At 53.3% G+C, this 16639-nt stretch carries 14 protein-coding genes; 7 read left to right on the top strand and 7 right to left on the bottom strand.

Annotation, left to right across the window (positions count from 1 at the left end; all coding sequences use genetic code 11):
- Positions 1-410: 410 nt before the first annotated feature.
- The 4 genes from AC2IAX_RS12140 (at position 411) to AC2IAX_RS12125 (ending at position 3446) form a co-directional block, all read left to right on the top strand.
- Entirely contained in the window at positions 411-1427 is a 1017-nt protein-coding gene (locus AC2IAX_RS12140) for an ABC transporter ATP-binding protein (RefSeq protein ID WP_494387717.1), read from the top strand.
- Between the two features lie 64 nt (positions 1428-1491).
- Positions 1492-2358 (top strand): ABC transporter permease, encoded by an 867-nt coding sequence (locus AC2IAX_RS12135; RefSeq protein ID WP_494387716.1) that lies wholly within the window; start codon positions 1492-1494, stop codon positions 2356-2358.
- A 33-nt stretch (positions 2359-2391) separates the two neighbouring features.
- The gene (locus AC2IAX_RS12130) at positions 2392-3078 is read left to right on the top strand and encodes a hypothetical protein (RefSeq protein WP_494387715.1); all 687 of its coding nucleotides are present in this window, start codon (positions 2392-2394) and stop codon (positions 3076-3078) included.
- The gene (locus AC2IAX_RS12125) at positions 3075-3446 is read left to right on the top strand and encodes a hypothetical protein (RefSeq protein ID WP_494387714.1); all 372 of its coding nucleotides are present in this window, start codon (positions 3075-3077) and stop codon (positions 3444-3446) included. Before AC2IAX_RS12130 ends, AC2IAX_RS12125 begins: the two co-directional genes overlap by 4 nt.
- Before the next feature lie 341 nt (positions 3447-3787).
- On the opposite strand, the gene ilvD is transcribed toward AC2IAX_RS12125, so the two are convergent.
- The 3 genes from ilvD to AC2IAX_RS12110 all read right to left on the bottom strand — a co-directional run bounded on the left by ilvD (position 3788) and on the right by AC2IAX_RS12110 (position 8159).
- The gene (gene ilvD / locus AC2IAX_RS12120) at positions 3788-5473 is read right to left on the bottom strand and encodes a dihydroxy-acid dehydratase (RefSeq protein WP_494387713.1); all 1686 of its coding nucleotides are present in this window, start codon (positions 5471-5473) and stop codon (positions 3788-3790) included.
- A gap of 97 nt (positions 5474-5570) precedes the next feature.
- Positions 5571-6545, bottom strand: coding sequence for a DNA-methyltransferase (locus AC2IAX_RS12115; RefSeq protein WP_494387712.1), 975 nt, complete (start codon positions 6543-6545; stop codon positions 5571-5573).
- Positions 6546-7136: 591 nt separating this feature from the next.
- On the bottom strand, positions 7137-8159 hold the full coding sequence (locus AC2IAX_RS12110; protein ID WP_494390379.1) for a Gfo/Idh/MocA family oxidoreductase: 1023 nt from the start codon (positions 8157-8159) through the stop codon (positions 7137-7139).
- 141 nt (positions 8160-8300) lie between these two features.
- On the opposite strand from AC2IAX_RS12110, the gene queC reads away from it, so the two are divergent.
- Together queC and AC2IAX_RS12100 are read left to right on the top strand one after the other, a co-directional pair.
- The gene (queC, locus tag AC2IAX_RS12105; protein ID WP_494387711.1) at positions 8301-9056 is read left to right on the top strand and encodes a 7-cyano-7-deazaguanine synthase QueC; all 756 of its coding nucleotides are present in this window, start codon (positions 8301-8303) and stop codon (positions 9054-9056) included.
- A gap of 141 nt (positions 9057-9197) precedes the next feature.
- A complete protein-coding gene (locus AC2IAX_RS12100) occupies positions 9198-10646 on the top strand; it encodes a DNA cytosine methyltransferase (RefSeq protein ID WP_494387710.1) in 1449 nt (482 codons plus the stop codon).
- 119 nt (positions 10647-10765) lie between these two features.
- On the opposite strand, the gene AC2IAX_RS12095 is transcribed toward AC2IAX_RS12100, so the two are convergent.
- The gene (locus AC2IAX_RS12095; RefSeq protein WP_494387709.1) at positions 10766-12442 is read right to left on the bottom strand and encodes an ATP-binding protein; all 1677 of its coding nucleotides are present in this window, start codon (positions 12440-12442) and stop codon (positions 10766-10768) included.
- Positions 12333-12884, bottom strand: coding sequence for a heme NO-binding domain-containing protein (locus tag AC2IAX_RS12090; RefSeq protein WP_494387708.1), 552 nt, complete (start codon positions 12882-12884; stop codon positions 12333-12335). Before AC2IAX_RS12090 ends, AC2IAX_RS12095 begins: the two co-directional genes overlap by 110 nt.
- A 344-nt stretch (positions 12885-13228) precedes the next feature.
- On the opposite strand from AC2IAX_RS12090, the gene AC2IAX_RS12085 reads away from it, so the two are divergent.
- Positions 13229-14052 (top strand): IS5 family transposase gene (locus AC2IAX_RS12085; protein WP_494387266.1). Its coding sequence is split into 2 segments (ribosomal slippage): positions 13229-13607 and positions 13607-14052, totalling 825 coding nucleotides; the frame shifts between segments, so codons are not numbered across the junction.
- A 402-nt stretch (positions 14053-14454) separates the two neighbouring features.
- On the opposite strand, the gene AC2IAX_RS12080 is transcribed toward AC2IAX_RS12085, so the two are convergent.
- Positions 14455-14805, bottom strand: a complete 351-nt coding sequence (locus tag AC2IAX_RS12080) for a hypothetical protein (protein ID WP_494387707.1) — start codon at positions 14803-14805, stop codon at positions 14455-14457.
- A gap of 379 nt (positions 14806-15184) precedes the next feature.
- On the bottom strand, positions 15185-16576 hold the full coding sequence (locus AC2IAX_RS12075; protein ID WP_494387706.1) for an AAA family ATPase: 1392 nt from the start codon (positions 16574-16576) through the stop codon (positions 15185-15187).
- Positions 16577-16639: the final 63 nt, after the last annotated feature.

Below are 16639 nucleotides of genomic sequence, written 5' to 3'. Positions count from 1 at the left end.
ACGAAATCGTGGGGGACAAGGGGCTTAAGCCCCTTGTCTAGGGTGGTTAGCGTCATGACGACAGGCCCTTGGGTTAAGGATGGGTTGGTTGGCGGGTCGGCTGGCCCGACCGTTGCCCGGCGGTTTAGAATGGATTGCGCATCAGTTTGAAGATTTGTTGAGTCATGGCGAGATGGTGCGATCGCCTGGGTGGGGAGGATCTAGCCCCTTTCGGTGATCTAAGGCATTTGTTGGGCGTTTCTTGAGAAGTCTTCTTTGAGAACTGCTCCTGAAAAATCCCGCTTGTCTTGCCTTGCTCCGGTTTTCGGCTGCTGTTTTAGCTACCTGCCAGCCCCGGTCTCTGTTCTGGTTGCTATCCAACGGTGTCAGACCCTGGGGCCGGGCGATCGCCCCTGACTCTCGCGCGGCCTATGACCCCTGCAATTGCGATTCGGAACCTACAAAAACGCTATGGCGATGTTACCGCCGTTGATAACGTATCGCTGGAGGTGAAACCCGGCGAGATTTTTGGCCTGTTAGGGCCCAACGGTGCGGGCAAAACCACCACGATTCGCTGTCTTTGTACCTTGGCCCAGCCGGACGGGGGAGAAATTTTTGTGTCGGGGGTGTCGGTGTTGCGCGAACCCCGATCGGCCCGCAAACGGTTGGGCTATGTGGCGCAGGATGCTGCGCTGGACAAGGTGTTAACCGGGCGGGAAATGCTGGAGTTGCATGGCGCGCTCTATCACTTGCGACGCGAGGCGATCGGGCAGCGAATTGCGGCCATGGCAGATCTGCTGGGGCTGGGTGACTGGCTCGATCGCAAAACGGGAACCTATTCCGGCGGCATTCGCAAGCGCTTGGACTTGGCCACGGGGCTGCTCCACGAGCCAGATGTGCTGGTGTTGGATGAACCCACGGCGGGGCTGGATATTGAAAGCCGGATGGCCGTGTGGGAGTTTTTGCGGAAGTTGCCCCAGTGGGGGACAACGGTTTTGATCACCAGTCATTACCTGGAAGAGATTGATGCGCTGGCCGATCGCGTGGCCATTCTGGATCAAGGCCAGGTGATTGCCTTGGGCACACCGTCGGAGTTGAAGGCTCGGTTGGGGGGCGATCGAATTTCCCTGCGCATTCGGGAGTTTACCCCCGCTGCCGAGGCGGAGACGGCCCAAACCCTGCTAACGGCGCTGCCCTGTGTCAAGGATGCGATGATCAACCGGAGCCAGGGAAATACGCTGAATTTGGTGGTGGATGATCTCGATCGGGGGTTGACCCTGGTGCAGCAGGCCTTGGAGCAGGCGGGTTTGCCGGTGTTTGGCATTGCCCAATCGCGCCCGAGTTTGGATGATGTTTATCTGGCTGCGACGGGCCGGACATTGCTCGATGCAGATTTGGCAGCGGGCGATCGGGATCCCAAGCTGGCCCGCAAACAGAATATGCGCTAGACCCTAGACCATACTTCCCCAAGTTTCCAGTTCCCTACATTCACCCCCATCCCCCTCAACCGTCATGAGCACGACTTTGCCCACGGACAGTCCCACCCGATCGGCCGCCTTGGAACCCTCACCCCTGGCGGAATTTTGGCAAGAAACGGCGGCCCTGCTGCGGCGATTGTTGATTCAACTGCAACGGCGGCCGGTGACCTTGGTGGCCGGCACGATTCAGCCCCTGATGTGGTTGGTGTTGTTTGGGGCCCTGTTCCAAAACGTCCCGGCCGATTTGTTTGGCGATCATGTGGGCTATGGGCAGTTTTTGGGGGCAGGGACGATCGCCTTTGCGGCCTTTAGCGGGGCGCTGAATGCGGGCTTGCCGGTGATGTTCGATCGGGAATTTGGCTTTCTGAATCGGCTGTTGGTGGCTCCCTTGGTGTCGCGCTTTTCGATCATCACCGCCTCGGCCCTGTATATCGGCTTGCTGGCCTTGATCCAAACCGTGGCGATCGTGATTGCGGCGGCTGTTTTGGGGGCTGGGCTGCCGGGGGTGGCGGGGCTGGCCGTGGTCGGGGCGATCGTGCTGCTGTTGGTGGCGGGGGTCACCTCCCTCAGCTTGGGTCTGGCTTTTGCGCTGCCGGGCCATGTGGAATTAATTGCCGCCATTTTTATCACCAACCTGCCCCTGCTCTTTGCCAGCACGGCCTTGGCTCCCCTGTCGTTCATGCCCGGTTGGCTGCAGTGGGTGGCGGTGTTGAATCCCCTGAGCTACGCGATCGAACCCATTCGCTACCTTTACCTGCATCCGGACTGGAGTTTTAGCAGCATTGTCATGCAAGCGCCGTTTGGATCGGTTAGTTTTGGTATGGCCCTCGGGGTTCTATTCATTTTTGATTTGGTGGCGATTGGGCTTGTGCGGCCATTGCTGCAACGGCGGATGGCATAGGGCATTGGAGCGCAGGAGCAGGCTAGACGTGGCATGGAGCAAAATTTAAAAGACAAGCTGGATTGCTTTTTAGGATCCCCCTATGGACGCACGATGCTGGGGGAATACAATTACCTCCACGCCTCGGAGTGGTTGCAACAATATTGCGAAGCAGCCGGCGCAATCGCTAATCTGCCGGATTGGTTGCTCCTTCTGTTGGAATTGGGGCAAGAGTCGGCGGAAATTTTTGCAAGTTTGACCGATGCCGGAACCTTAGAGACCGATCGCAAAACCATGTCTCTGTTGCTGGAGCGGCGGGGGCCCCTCTTGGCCCAAACCAGCGGCCGGCTGCGACAGACCTTGGAACTCCATCGCCCGGGCCTTGACCTCAGCCAGGATGCGATCGAAGACGCTAGCCTATTGGCATCAACCCATCCATCGCGATCGGGGTTGGCGGGTTCCGGCCGTCGCGACAACCGCGACAACATTGTTAACCGCAACCACTGGGAACCGAAGGCGGACTTTTTGCCTCACAGTGAAAGACGGGTGATTGGCGATGTGGGGGGCACACCTCTGCTGTTGGTGGGCTACGAAAAAAACCAGTCCCGATCGCCCATGGTTGCTCGCGCCACTTCCGGTAACCCTCAACAGGATTCACTGTTTGCGGTTCCCCTGTCCGATCTGCTGGTGCATTCTAACGAACCCGTTAATATCCCTGAATTGGAGTTAGCCGAATCATGAGCCATCCCTTGATCGCTCCCTCGATCGCCTGGTTGTCGGGATCCTCGATCGTCACCATCTTGAGCATTCTGGCCTTGGGCAGCAACCCCGCGATCGCTCAATCCTCGGCCCTGGGTGACCCGAATGCTAATGGGTCGTCCGGTGATGTGCGCCCCAATGAAGTGTTTCAAGGCTCTGGTGTTTCTGCCCAAGACTTGATTCGCAATATCATGCTGGCTCCGGGGCAAACCCTGGATGATTTCAATCAACAACAATCGGGACGGATTGACAACGCTGCCAATGAATTTTTGCGCCAGCGTCAGCAGCGATTGGAACAAAACGGCCAAGGCGGTGCGAGCGTGACCCCCAGCAGCCCGACTCGCAATTAATTTGCAATATTGTTAGGGCCTGTCGTTATGGCTGGGGATCCAGTGGAAACGGTTAATTTCCCAAGCCCCAATCGTCGTAACAAGGGGCTTAAGCCCCTGGTCTCCCACAATCCGCTAACGGAGAAATCAGGGTTTCAGGTGATTTGGCAACAAGCCCTCAGCCTTTTCCCACGATCTGCTAACGGAGGAATCGCAGTTGCGGACGATTTGACGACAGACCTTAACAAAACCCCGTCGATCGAGTCGCGATCGAGCGGGGCTTTGCAGATCTGAATAATGATCGGAAATAACTGGGTGGATTGGGTCGCGCTGAATGGCCGGATTGACCCAGCCCCCAACCCTTACAGCAAGTTCAAATCCGTCACGGCTCCCAGGCTGCTGGAAGAGACCAACTTGGCATATTTCGCCAACGTGCCTCGCTTGTAGCGCGGTTCCGGCGGTTGCCAGTTGGCCCGGCGGGCCGCCAGTTCCTCATCGGACAGATTCAGTTGCAACTTGCGGTTGGGCGCATCGATCGTGATGCTGTCACCCTCTTGCACCAGGGCGATCGTGCCACCCACGGCCGCCTCGGGAGCCACGTGACCCACCACCATGCCATAGGTTCCACCCGAGAAGCGCCCATCGGTGATCAGTCCCACCGAGTCGCCCAGACCCGCACCGATGATCGCCGCTGTCGGAGCCAACATCTCCCGCATTCCGGGGCCACCCTTGGGCCCTTCATAGCGAATTACCACCACATCACCAGGGTTGATTTGATTCGCCAAGATCGCCTTTAAGCAATCCTCTTCCGACTCAAACACCCGCGCCGGGCCGGTGATCACGGGATTCTTCACGCCGCTGATTTTGGCCACGGAACCTTCGCTGGCCAGGTTGCCCTTCAGGATCGCCAAGTGACCCTGTTGATAAAGGGGTTTGTCGAAGGGACGGATGACATCTTGGTCGGGGCGCGGTTCGTCGGGGATCTCTGCCAGGGTTTCCGCGATCGTCTTGCCGGTGATCGTCAGGCAGTCGCCGTGGAGCAGCCCCCGATTCAGCAGAACTTTCATCACTTGGGGGATGCCGCCGGCCTTGTGCAAGTCCGTGGCCACGTAGCGGCCGCTGGGCTTCAGGTCGCAGAAGACGGGCACGCGAGCGCGGATTTCTTCAAAGTCGTCCAGGGTGAGGGGCACGCCGATCGTGTTGGCGATCGCCAGCAGGTGCAAGACCGAGTTGGTGGAACCACCCACGGCCATGATCACGGAAATGGCGTTTTCAAAGGCCTTGCGGGTCAAGATTTGCTTGGGCGTGCGGCGGGCTTTGATCGCTTCGGCCAACACGCGGGCAGACTCGGCCGCGCTGGCGGTCTTCTCGTCATCCTCAGCGGCCATGGTTGAGGAGTAGGGCAGGCTCATGCCCATGGCCTCGTAGGCGCTGGACATGGTGTTGGCGGTGAACATGCCGCCGCAGGAACCCGCACCGGGACAGGCGTTGTGTTCCACGGCCATCAGCCGGGCTTCGTCAATTTTGCCAGCGCTGAATTGGCCCACGGCTTCAAAGGCGCTGACGACGGTGAGATCTTCGCCATGCAAATGGCCGGGTTTGATCGTGCCGCCATAGACGAAGATGGCGGGAATATCCAAGCGGGCCATGGCGATCATGGCTCCGGGCATGTTCTTATCGCAACCGCCGATCGCCAGGATGCCATCCAGGCTTTGGCCATTGCAGACGGTTTCGATCGAGTCGGCAATTACGTCCCGCGACACCAGGGAATATTTCATCCCTTCGGTGCCCATGGAAATTCCGTCACTGATCGTGATCGTGCCGAAAATTTGGGGCATCACGCCAGCTTCGCGGGCTGCAGCCATGGCGCTGTCGGCCAGGGTGGCAATGCCCATGTTGCAGGGGGTGATGGTGCTGTAGGCGCTGGCGATGCCGACGATCGGTTTGCTGAAGTCATTGTCACCAAAGCCCACTGCACGGAGCATGGCGCGGTTGGGCGATCGCTGCACACCGCTGGTGACCTGTTGGCTGCGGAAATTGTCGGACATGGGGTTTTGCTCTCTCTAGCCGATCCAGAAAAGCGATCTTTTATTGTCGCACTGGGTCTGGCGAATCAAGCTGATCAAATCCCGATCGCCTGGTTTCTTAATGGTTTGGCTGGCTTGGAGAACTGGGATGGCTTGGTTTGGGGCTGATGGGATCGAGGGTTGATGCCCCAGTCGGTGGATTGGCGGTTTTACGGTTGGGTTGATTACGGGTTTTACTGCTGGGTTTGCCGTTGGCCAAGACGCGATCGCCTTCGGTGATCTCGGAGCCTGGCAGGGGTGCGGTGGTGAAGCGATCGACCGCCAATTGCAGATAAGCCGCTTCTTTTTCGATGCCAATAAAGGCGCGATCACCTCGTAGGGCCGAAAGGCCCGTCGTGCCGCTGCCGCTGAAGGGATCGAGTACCAGATCTCCCGGATTGGTGCTGGCGGAAAGGATTCGATCGAGTAAATCCAACGGCTTTTGGGTGGGGTGTTTACCTTGCAATTTCTCCGAAGCCGGTGGGGTGGGAATTGACCAAACACTCCGCATTTGTCGGCCAGAAAGCTTGAGGGGATCGCGTGGAAAATCGCCCAGCTTCATGGCTTCGTAGTTAAAGACGTGTTTTCCCTTTTTGCTTTTGCGGGCCCAAATTAGGGTTTCATGGCTGGCTGTGAAAAAGCGGCAGGATAAATTAGGGCTGGCGTTGGGTTTGTACCAACAAATATCATTCAAAACATGGAAATCCAAACATTGCAGCGCAAAGCCACAGGCGTAGATATTGTGATAGGTTCCTGAAATCCAAATTGTGCCATTGGGTTTCAAGATCCGCCGACATTCTTGAATCCAAGCGCGGTGAAATTCAAAATCCTGTTCAATGCCATTGCTGCGATCCCAATCGCCTTTATTGACACTGACAGCCCGGCCGCCATGGCAGGTAAACCCGTTATTAGACAGGTTATAGGGCGGATCGGCAAAGATTAGATCCACACTATTGGCCGGGAACAGGGGCAAAATTTCAAGGCAATCGCCCTGGTAAAGGGTGCATCGATCGCGCTGGTAGAACGGCTGGACTGCCACAAAAGGCTCGGACATGGTTCTAGGCCCAACGACACACCAAAAGGAAGGCTGGAACGGGACAAAACCACGCCCCGATCGATACAGAAAAATCAGCTTATCGAGAAAACAAGATTGTGGCTAGCTAAATCCGCTGCTTAAACTTAGTCGCAAACCTAATCTAAACCGTTGGTTAACTCTACTATCAACCCTAATCTAATGCAGGGAACCGTAGCTAGGTTAGCCAGAAAATAACAATCTGGCTAGGTAATTTGCCAATTCTGTTGACTGATCAATGGGCTAATCTTGACGCTGGGCCAGCTCTTGAGGGCTTTTGGGAAACGACAAATCGAGACCGATGCCGCTGTGAACTGCCTGAAAATTTTGAAACGGGAGCCAAGTTGTTGTCGGAGGGCATCCACTGCCACCGGCTGATGGGCGATCGCCCGCCGAGTGAGTCGCGATCGCCGGTTAACAAGCCGGTTCAGTTGATTGGGCCGGTCAAATGATTGGGCCGATCGAACCGATCGAACCGATCGAACCGAACCAACGGATTGCGCCAAGACTTCATGGGCAAATTGGGCCGCTGGGCCCGTTATGGAAGGGGATGCTCGATGGTCTAACGGTTGATTAACCCCACCGATCGTCGCCTTTGCCCAAGGGTTCGTCCAGGGCCATTTGTTCGATCGCGCTGGCAATTTTTAGGGCCTTCAGGGCCTGTTCGCCGCCGATCGAGGGTTGCATCTCGCCCCGCACACAGTTCACAAAGTGCTCCAATTCCGCATGGAGCGGCTCCGTGTTCCCGATCGCCACCGACTCGATCGATCCATCCAGTCGATAGCAAGCCTGACCGGCGCGATCGCCCGCCGGATAGCTGGAAGTTTTGCGATGAACCAAAATTTGACGCGCCAAGAAATCCGCCTCCACCAACGAATCTTGGCAATGGGCGGCAATTCGGCGAATTTTGCGGTGGGTCACCTTGCTGGCCGTCAGGGTGGCCACAATTCCATTGGCAAAACCCAGGGTTGCCGTCACATAGTCCAACTGGCCGGAAGCGGCCCGGCTGCCGCTGGCCGACAGACGCACCACCGATGAGTTGGCAATTTCCAAAATCAGATCAATGTCATGGATCATCAAGTCCAACACCACCGACACATCATTGGCGCGATCGGCGTGGGGACTCATGCGATGGGCTTCGAGCGCTAACACCCGCTCCGTTTTCAGAACATTGAAGCATTCTTGAAACGTGGGGTTAAACCGTTCGATATGTCCCACCAGCAAAATGCATTGACGTTCAGCCGCCGCATTCACCAAGGCTTCCGCTTCAATGATGCTGGCGGCGATCGGTTTTTCCATGAGCACATGCACCCCGGCCCGCAGGCAGTCCATGCCCACGGTGTAGTGCAGCTTGGTGGGAACCGCGATGCAAACCGCATCCACCAACGGCAGCATGTCTTTGTAATCTTCAAAAAACCGGACGCGGTATTTGCTGGCCAGTTCCAGCCCCCGCTCCACATTCAGATCTGAAATTCCCACCAATTCGGCATCCTTAAGCAAGCTCAGGATCCGGGCGTGGTGTTGTCCCATGTTGCCGACCCCGATCGCGCCAACGCGGATGGGATGGTGGCTCGGCCGGGCGAGGGCAGGCCGAATTTGAGCATCGAGCGATTCGCTACGGGATTGCACGCGCGTTTAACAGCAGCAGTGAAGGGGCAATGGGGCGAGGAGTGATGCCGCCAGCGTCGGCCGGCCACATCCTACCATAGGGTGGATTTTCGCAAGAATTCTTGACCCATGACCGTCGTACCGCCTGGAACTCCGGAAGCCGCCCCAACGCCCTCTGCCCGATCGCCCCAGCGCCAACCGCCCAAAGCCGTTGTGTTGCTCTCCGGTGGTTTGGACTCATCCACGGTGCTCTATCAAGCCAAGGCCGATGGTTGCGACTGCTACGCCCTGTCTTTTGATTATCAGCAACGCCACCGTCGGGAACTGCAAGCGGCTGTGGCGATCGCCCAAGCGGCCGGCGTGGTGGCCCATCAAGTGGTGCGGTTTGACCTCACCCAATGGGGTGGCTCGGCGCTGACGGATACAGACTTGGAGTTACCCAGCGATCGCCCCCTGGACGGCATGGCGGCGGAAATTCCGATCACCTATGTGCCGGCCCGCAACACGATCTTTTTGAGCTTTGCCCTGGCCTATGCGGAGGCGATCGACGCGCAACGGGTTTATATCGGTGTCAATGCCCTGGACTATTCCGGCTATCCCGACTGCCGACCCGACTACTTGGCGGCCATGCAATCGGTGTTTCAGTTGGGCACGCGCCAGGGCCGGGAAGGCCAGCCGATCGAAATCGTTGCGCCCTTGGTGGAACTGCGCAAAACGGACATTATCGAGCTGGGCAATCGCTTAGGTGTGCCTTGGGCGGAAACTTGGTCTTGCTATGCGGGGGGCGATCGCTCCTGTGGCCGCTGCGATTCCTGTCGGCTGCGGCTGGCGGCCTTTGCGGAATTGGGCTTAACCGATCCAGTGCCCTACGAGGCGCATGGTTAAGCTTGCGCATGGTTAGGCGGATACATTAGGCGGGCGCATTCCAGCAGGAGCCGATCGGCTTGTTCTGACAGGCCGCTCGCTCAGAATTCCGCTACCATATGGGTCGCTTGATTGCCGTTGCTGAGCGCCAGCCCCTTTGCCGTGACCGTTTCCCGCCGCCCGATCGCCGTTGACCTGTTTGCCGGAGCCGGAGGGATGTCCTTAGGCTTTGAAATGGCGGGGTTTGATGTGGCGGTGGCGGTGGAAATTGACCCGATTCACTGTTTAACCCATCAGTACAACTTTCCACAGGGGGCGGTGCTTTGTCGGAGCGCGGCGGAGGTGACGGGGGCAGAAATTCGGCAGCAATTGGCGGCGGTGTTGCGGGCCGATCGCCCCAGTGATTCAGCCTTGACTCATCACGCAAAGGGCCAAACATGCCAACAGTCGATCGATCTGCTGCCGATCGCGACAAAGGGCCCCAGCTTGCAACCCGCCGCGATCGAACTAGGGCTAGAAGAACCAGAACTGGAAATTGATGTGCTCTTTGGGGGGCCGCCTTGCCAGGGATTTTCGATGATGGGAAAGCGGGCCTTTGATGATCCGCGTAATGCCTTGATGTTTCACTTTGCGCGGCTGGTGAATGAGCTGCGGCCCAAATATTTCGTGATTGAAAATGTGCGGGGCATGACCCTGGGCAAACATCGAGCGTTTTTGAGCGAATTAATCGACTTATTCGCTGATTTTGGCTACCAAGTGGAGGCTAATTATCAGGTTTTGAATGCGGCCCATTACGGCGTGCCGCAGGATCGCCAACGCTTGTTTCTGCTGGGGGCCCGATCGGGCTGGCCGCTGCCCAGCTATCCAGCCCCCCAAACTCGTCGCCCGCCGGTTTGCAAAAGTGCCAAGCGCGATCGAACCCTGGCCGATTTGCCGATTTGCCCCACCGTGGCCGGGGCGATCGGGGACTTGCCCGACGTGGATCACTATCCCGAACTGCGATCGGGCGATTGGTTGGACTCGGGCCAACTGGCCGATCCCCCCGGCGACTATGCCCGCTGGTTACGGGGCGCATTGCGGGATCCCGCTGACTTTAGCTATTCCCGCCGATCGCGCCGATCGGGCCTGTCCGGTTGTTTGCGCACCGACCACAGCGCCGCCTCAGTGGCCCGGTTCCAAACCACGCTCCCCGGCGAAGTCGATCGCATCAGTCGCTTTTTAAAACTGCATCCCGAAGGCATCTGCAACACCCTACGGGCCGGAACCCCCAGCAATCGCGGTGCGTTCACCTCGCCCCGACCCATTCACCCCATCCAAGGGCGCTGCATCACCGTGCGCGAAGCGGCCCGCCTTCACTCCTACCCCGACTGGTTCTGTTTCCACGGCACGAAATGGCATGGAATGCGGCAAATTGGTAACTCGGTGCCGCCCCTGTTGGCGCGGGCCGTGGCTGCCCAGGTGCGATCGTGCCTGCCCGGCGAACCCACCTTGCCCGATCGCCCCCTCATAACCGGCGATCCTCAGTGGTTGAGCTACACCATGAGCCAAGCCGCCGATTTTTACGCCGTCAGTCGCCATGCGATCGCCCCGCGTCGCCGCCAAGGATCCTAGGGGCTGTCATCATTACGCCACCCCCCTAGACAAGGGGCTTAAGCCCCTTGCCCCCCACGATCCGCCAACGGTGGAATCAGGGTTTCGGGCGATGTGACGACAAGCCCTAGGGACTGTGCCTAAACCGCGCTCTTGCCTTGCAGTTGGGCCGGCTCGATCGGCAGTTCAATCACAAATTCCGTGCCCTGGCAAGGTTCCGAGATGCAGCGCAACCGGCCTCCGTGGCGCTCCGTCACAATTTTGTAGCTAATTGACATGCCCAAACCCGTACCCCGGCGAGCAGACTTGGTTGTGAAAAACGGCTCAAACATCCTCGATTGGATATCCCTTGGCATTCCGCATCCATTGTCACGAATCGAGATCCGCAGCCATCCAGAGCTGATCAAAACCGTTTCAATCCAAATCTTAGGCGGTTCCCGTTTTGGGCCCGATCGCGCTGGTAATTCACAAGCTTGATTTTGATCCTCAAGGGCATCGATCGCATTCGCCAAAATATTCATAAAAACCTGATTAAGCTGTCCTCCATAGCAGGAAATTAATGGTACATCGCCATAGTTTTTAATAATTTCAATACCTGAAGTAACCTTCGCCTTGTTTAGTCTGCTCTTGAGAATCATCAATGTATTATCAATACCTTCATGAATATCAAACCAATCGAGCGCACTGGCATCCAAGCGCGAAAATTGGCGCAATCCCTCCACAATTTCACGAATTCGCTGACTGCCAATCTGCATGGACTGAAGCACCTTCGGAAAATCATCCAAAGCAAAAATAAGGTTTTCCAAGTCCAAATTTGCCAAAGCCACAGCAGCATCAAAAGAATCGCCAGCATCAGGATCGAGGCTTTGAGAATTTTGATCGAACGTCGCCTCACTCAACCAATTTTCTGACAACTTGGCACGAGATAACTCATCCCACTCCCTTGCTCGGGGAGAGGCTTTTAATAAAACCTGACAAGCCTCTAGCAAATCTTGAGCATAATTGAGGCAATGATCTAAGTTGCCGTAAATGAAATGTAAAGGGTTATTGATTTCATGAACAATGCCCGAAATCATTTGCCCTAAGGTAGACATTTTTTCGGCCTGTACAAGCTGAATTTGTGTTTCCTTCAGCTCCTTCAGCTGTTGTTCAAGCTGGCGTGCTTGTTTTTCTGCCTTAAATCGCAAATGTTCCTGAATCGATAAAGCATCCTTTAATTGTTCTTGGCTGGCAATTAACTGCTGATTGAGAGTCTCCACTTGCTTCACAGACATCTGCGTCGTTTGTTGCAGAAAAACCAAATCTGGTGTTACATCATGCAGCGGAAAATCCTTCAGCTTAATTCCTATATCTGTCAATTTTTGTGCGTTGATTGCAGATGGTGAACATAGAAAAAGAATAATTTCTGGTTCTAGTAATTCCACCATTTGCCCCTTTAAAACCAAAGGGATATTCTGAGATTCCAACAGAAATAGGGATTGTTTTTTCCTCAGAAAAGCCTCAACACTCATGGAAATCCGAGGACGGCTAATCGAGAAATGATCTGCAAAAGACCGCCCCTTCAACGGGTGGGGATAGATTCGATCGAGCGCTTGCCCCACCTGAACAATTTGCAGTTGATGATTGAGGGCCAGATGAAACGGAAAGAGCTGCACCAGCAACTCCGCTGAAAGACTGAATTGGGGTGAGGGCAACTGATCCATAGCCCTAGTCAGTGGTGTAGTGGATGAGGAACGTATCGCATTCATCACCCTGAGCACGATCGGCAATTTGGGTAATTTCCACTTCCGTATCGAAGCGATCGCCCAGTCCTTCAATCAAGCCTTCCACCATGGGCCCCAATCCTTGGCGGGTCGATCGATAGTGTAATTCCACCGTTTGATGGCCGACCTGATCACAGTCGAAGGATGGGGGACGAAAGGAGGGAAACTGCACCCCTAGTCGCGTGTGCAAATCATCCAAGTTGCCCAAAAAATCCACCAGGTTATCACCACACATATCCATGATTTCCTGATAGCCAGCCGTCTTGGTGTAACCCACCCAATAGTGGCCAAATTTGCGCAACAAGTCCGTTGCAGAAATATCTAAAATCGTGGTTGCCGCTTGCACAATGTTATGGGTGATGTCGTCAGGATAGGACTTCATCACGAAAAAATGTTCTTCCGAGAGCTGAGCATGGGCCATGATGTCGTCCCAGATCTCCTGGCCATATTGCTCGCACATCATCATCCGCAAGGCGCTGTTAATTAAGCCATACATAAAAATAAAGTAAAATCCTAATCTAATGGAGTAGGGAGTTTTGAGTGCATGATCAGCCGTCTTGCTGAATCATGTTCATTATATAAAGATGGCAGTTTTGAGCGTCAAGGGATCTTGATGGTTATCCTAATGATGCTCAGGAATTTATGAGATAAATTTGGTTAAAATTAACACCTTCAATTAATCCGAAAATTTTTGACTGTTCACTTGAACACAGTTACTTTAAAGAATTTCTGTAAAGAATCGAACATAAATTAGAGCTAATTTATAAAGAGAAGCTAAAGCCGACTTGGCAGCTCTAAATCCGGTTTTAGGCTAGACCTACCCGAAGCATCATCCAGCTCATGAGTCGTCTCCCGGTCATTGCCAATCCTACCCGCAAAGCCTATCCCAGTGATTTGAGCGACGATGAGTGGGTGCTCCTCCAGCCGCTGCTGCCCGCTCCTAAAGGCTTTGGACATCCGATAGAAGTTGATTTCCGAGAAATCCTCAATGGCATCTTTTACGTCCAGCGGACTGGCTGCCAGTGGGAAATGCTGCCTCACGATTTACCCCCTTACAGTACGGTCTACCATTACTTCCAGAAATGGCAACGAAAAGGAATTTGGCAGCAAATGCATGACCAAATTCGAGAGCAACTGCGGAGCAAATTAGGTCGTTCAGAGCAATCTAGGGTCAGTATCGGTGATTCTCAGTCGGTGAAAACCACGGAAAAAAGGGGGTGGTCTACGGCTTCGATGGTGGCAAAAAGGTTAAGGGACGTAAACGCCACATTATCGTTGACTCGCAAGGGTTCCTAATGGGCGTGTTGGTGACTGAAGCGAATGCTTCTGAGCGATTGGGAGGGATTGTGGTGTTAGAGGAAGTGAAGGAGAAGCTATCTCGGCTAGAGGTTATTTGGGTTGATCAGGGGTATTCCGGGAAAAAGTTTGCGGATGCTGTGAAGCATGTGTGTGGTGAGAGTGTGCGCGTGGAGGTGATCAGCCGAATCAGTAAAGGGTTTGAGACGTTGCCCAAGCGGTGGATCGTTGAGCGGACGTTTGGCTGGCTGAACCGATTTCGGCGATTGAGCAAGGACTATGAGTTGTATTCGGAGACGAGTGAAGGGATGATCTATGGCTGCTTAATGCATTTGATGGTGAGAAGATTGGCTGCTCTAGATGCTTAATAATTGATTTATAAATCAGCTCTTAAAGACGAGGCTCAAACCTTTCAATCAAAAGTTTTGTATCTGTGACATTGCGCGATCAGGTTGTTTTGGTACAGGAGAGACCGTAACAAAACTTGGCAACCTGGATCCATCCTCAGTTGAGAAAGAGCAGATCTGGGCGATCGCGTGAGACTTAATGAATGAGTTCTGAATTACTAAATCGCTTAATGCGTGATTAGCGATTAAAAAGAGCAGTGGTTCACAAATTGCTGAGGCGTTGAACTCAGGTTGCGTCCATTCACGCTGCCCAGAACGCCCCAAGGGTCATTGGCTGGCTTTGGGTTTGCGTTTGCGCGGGGTGGGTTGTTGGGCGCGATCGGCTCGAATCCGTTCTAGCAATACTGCGGCGGGTTCAAAAATTTAAGCAATGAGTTCTCCCAAACTAACCTGATTAGCATGAATAGCCATTCGCTTGATAAGGTCAGTATCCTGGTACGGAGGCTTCGTCTGTTTAGTCAGTTGAGAGTAAGGCTTTTGGGCATTTCGGATTTTTCTTTTGTCTAGGGTGACTTGGGTAATCGCAATATTTTTACGTTGATATTGGCTTAGGAAATCTGATTGATTCCAAAAGCGTTGACCGATCGCAGTGCAGTAATGAAGAATGCATTGTGCGCCTAAAATTTGCTGCTTGATGGACTTTAGATCAGCATCAGACTTTTTCAATTCAATATATAAAATCCACTGACCGATAGCAGCATCGTCGCAAATCAAAATACAGCCTTTACCTCAAACGATTGGTACGTCAGATCGCAGATGATACGAAGCTGTTAGTCGATGGGCATTGCTCACCCTACAGTCTGCTGTACTTATTAAGCGAGGTAAGGGCTGTATAGTCGGCACAGCGCTGCTCACCCCTGCTTCCTTGGAATAGCTTGCGCCGATCCCAAAATTGATCGGCACGGATCACCAGCGTTTGCTCAGGGCAGTTAGTCACAGTAAGAGAATAGATCTTGTGTATAGCTCCTCCCTGTTTTTGCCGCTCCGTCAGTTCTACTTGATAGCAATGGCGACCATACTGGATGTCTTGGGGCTGGCAGGGAACTAGTAAGTGCTCATGAATCATAGAGCGCAAAATTTCTATCTCCGACATCTAATCCATACCCCAAATAATTGCCTCTTGAATTTGATTCATTTGATCAATTGTTTGATCGAAGCTGCCTACTTCGATACCCTGCTCGGCATTAATATCCGCAGCAGCAAGCGTTTGGCGTTTGACTTTGCCTTTGCGCCCAGGAATAGAAATTAAAGCCTGTTGAGCAATATAGACTCTCATTTGTTCGGGAGTTAATAGCTCTTCGGATTGATATCCCCATTGGTCTCGAATTTTCTGAAGATGGGGTCGATCGCGATTGAGCATGATTAGGTGGTTAATTTCCTTAATCAAATAATCACTATGGGTGGTAATACAAACCTTGATACCCACATTCACCAGTTTTGCTAACAGCCGCGCAATACGACGCTGGTTTTCTGGGTGTAAGTTTAGTTCTGGCTCGTCGATGATGAAAAGATCACCCGGCTGGGCAGCGTGCTTTAAATAAAACCCGATATCGAGGAGCGATCGCACTGCACTGGAACTTTCATCCATCGTTAGCCTCAGGCTTTTACGATGGCTGGGACTATAGTAAATACCATCGTTGCGAACGCTATATTCACCACCCACTAATTTTCTGAAATCTTCTAAGATTTCGGGAAACTGACGAACTAAGAAGCTTTCCTCTTTCGCAATAACTTCAAGATTTTGGGTGAAATCCACGTTCTGCTTAACCGGTAATGCATAGTCTCGATAGACCTTGAAAAGTAGTCCCATCGGATCAAAATCTTCATTAGATTGTCTCATTTCTTCTAGCAAGCGATTGCGAGCAAAAATCAGTTCATTACGAAAAATAACCGCACCTGTTGTTCTTTCAGCACTCGCAATGAAGGGATTCGGAAGGTAATCCGAGAAGATCAGATCTTTTAGTGCATTTGAGATAATACTTGCAACAACTGACTCGGGAATTAAATTGTTTTCATTAGAAATCAAAAGTGTAATTGTTAATTCAAGACTGTTTTGAGGCTTGATCAAGGAAAATATTTCTACGTTTCTAGATTGAATATTATTTTCAAATTTTTGATTAAATTGAAGTCGCGAAAAATCTAATTTAATCCTAAATTCAGCATCTCCGAACTTGTTTTCTGGGGCGGCAAAGATTTTATAAAGCTGCTGGCTATAAAGTCGGCAGCCCTGTTCAAGGATCTCTTGGGCTTGCGTAAGATAGCTGGGAATATGCAGTGAAACAGTTCCTTTTGAAAAAAGCTCGCTGATAATGCTTGGCTCAATTTCAAAGTTTAGATTATGAGCCCAAGTCCCTAATAAAAAGCCAAATAGGGCATAAACTGCATAAGTCTTGCCGGTATTATTCGATCCACAAATGATTGTGAAGTCTCCTAGGGTGAATTTTGCATCTTGAATTGGCCCTAAGTTTTTAACCTGAATTTCCATAGGTTCGTAACACTACTGATGCATGATTATTACGACTAATTATAGAAAGTGGATCAGAGTAAG

The organism is Limnothrix sp. HT2024 (assembly GCF_059138625.1).
Note: the sequence above shows the minus strand (reverse complement) of the source record. Positions and strands in the feature narration are given on the sequence as shown.

Bases quoted from the DNA above. Each gene is read 5' to 3' on its own strand.
- AC2IAX_RS12140 (WP_494387717.1), top strand. From the start codon at position 411: ATGACCCCTGCAATTGCGATTCGGAACCTACAAAAACGCTATGGCGAT.
- AC2IAX_RS12135 (WP_494387716.1), top strand. From the start codon at position 1,492: ATGAGCACGACTTTGCCCACGGACAGTCCCACCCGATCGGCCGCCTTG.
- AC2IAX_RS12130 (WP_494387715.1), top strand. From the start codon at position 2,392: ATGGAGCAAAATTTAAAAGACAAGCTGGATTGCTTTTTAGGATCCCCC.
- AC2IAX_RS12125 (WP_494387714.1), top strand. From the start codon at position 3,075: ATGAGCCATCCCTTGATCGCTCCCTCGATCGCCTGGTTGTCGGGATCC.
- ilvD (WP_494387713.1), bottom strand. From the start codon at position 5,473: ATGTCCGACAATTTCCGCAGCCAACAGGTCACCAGCGGTGTGCAGCGA.
- AC2IAX_RS12115 (WP_494387712.1), bottom strand. From the start codon at position 6,545: ATGTCCGAGCCTTTTGTGGCAGTCCAGCCGTTCTACCAGCGCGATCGA.
- queC (WP_494387711.1), top strand. From the start codon at position 8,301: ATGACCGTCGTACCGCCTGGAACTCCGGAAGCCGCCCCAACGCCCTCT.
- AC2IAX_RS12090 (WP_494387708.1), bottom strand. From the start codon at position 12,884: ATGTATGGCTTAATTAACAGCGCCTTGCGGATGATGATGTGCGAGCAA.
- AC2IAX_RS12075 (WP_494387706.1), bottom strand. From the start codon at position 16,576: ATGGAAATTCAGGTTAAAAACTTAGGGCCAATTCAAGATGCAAAATTC.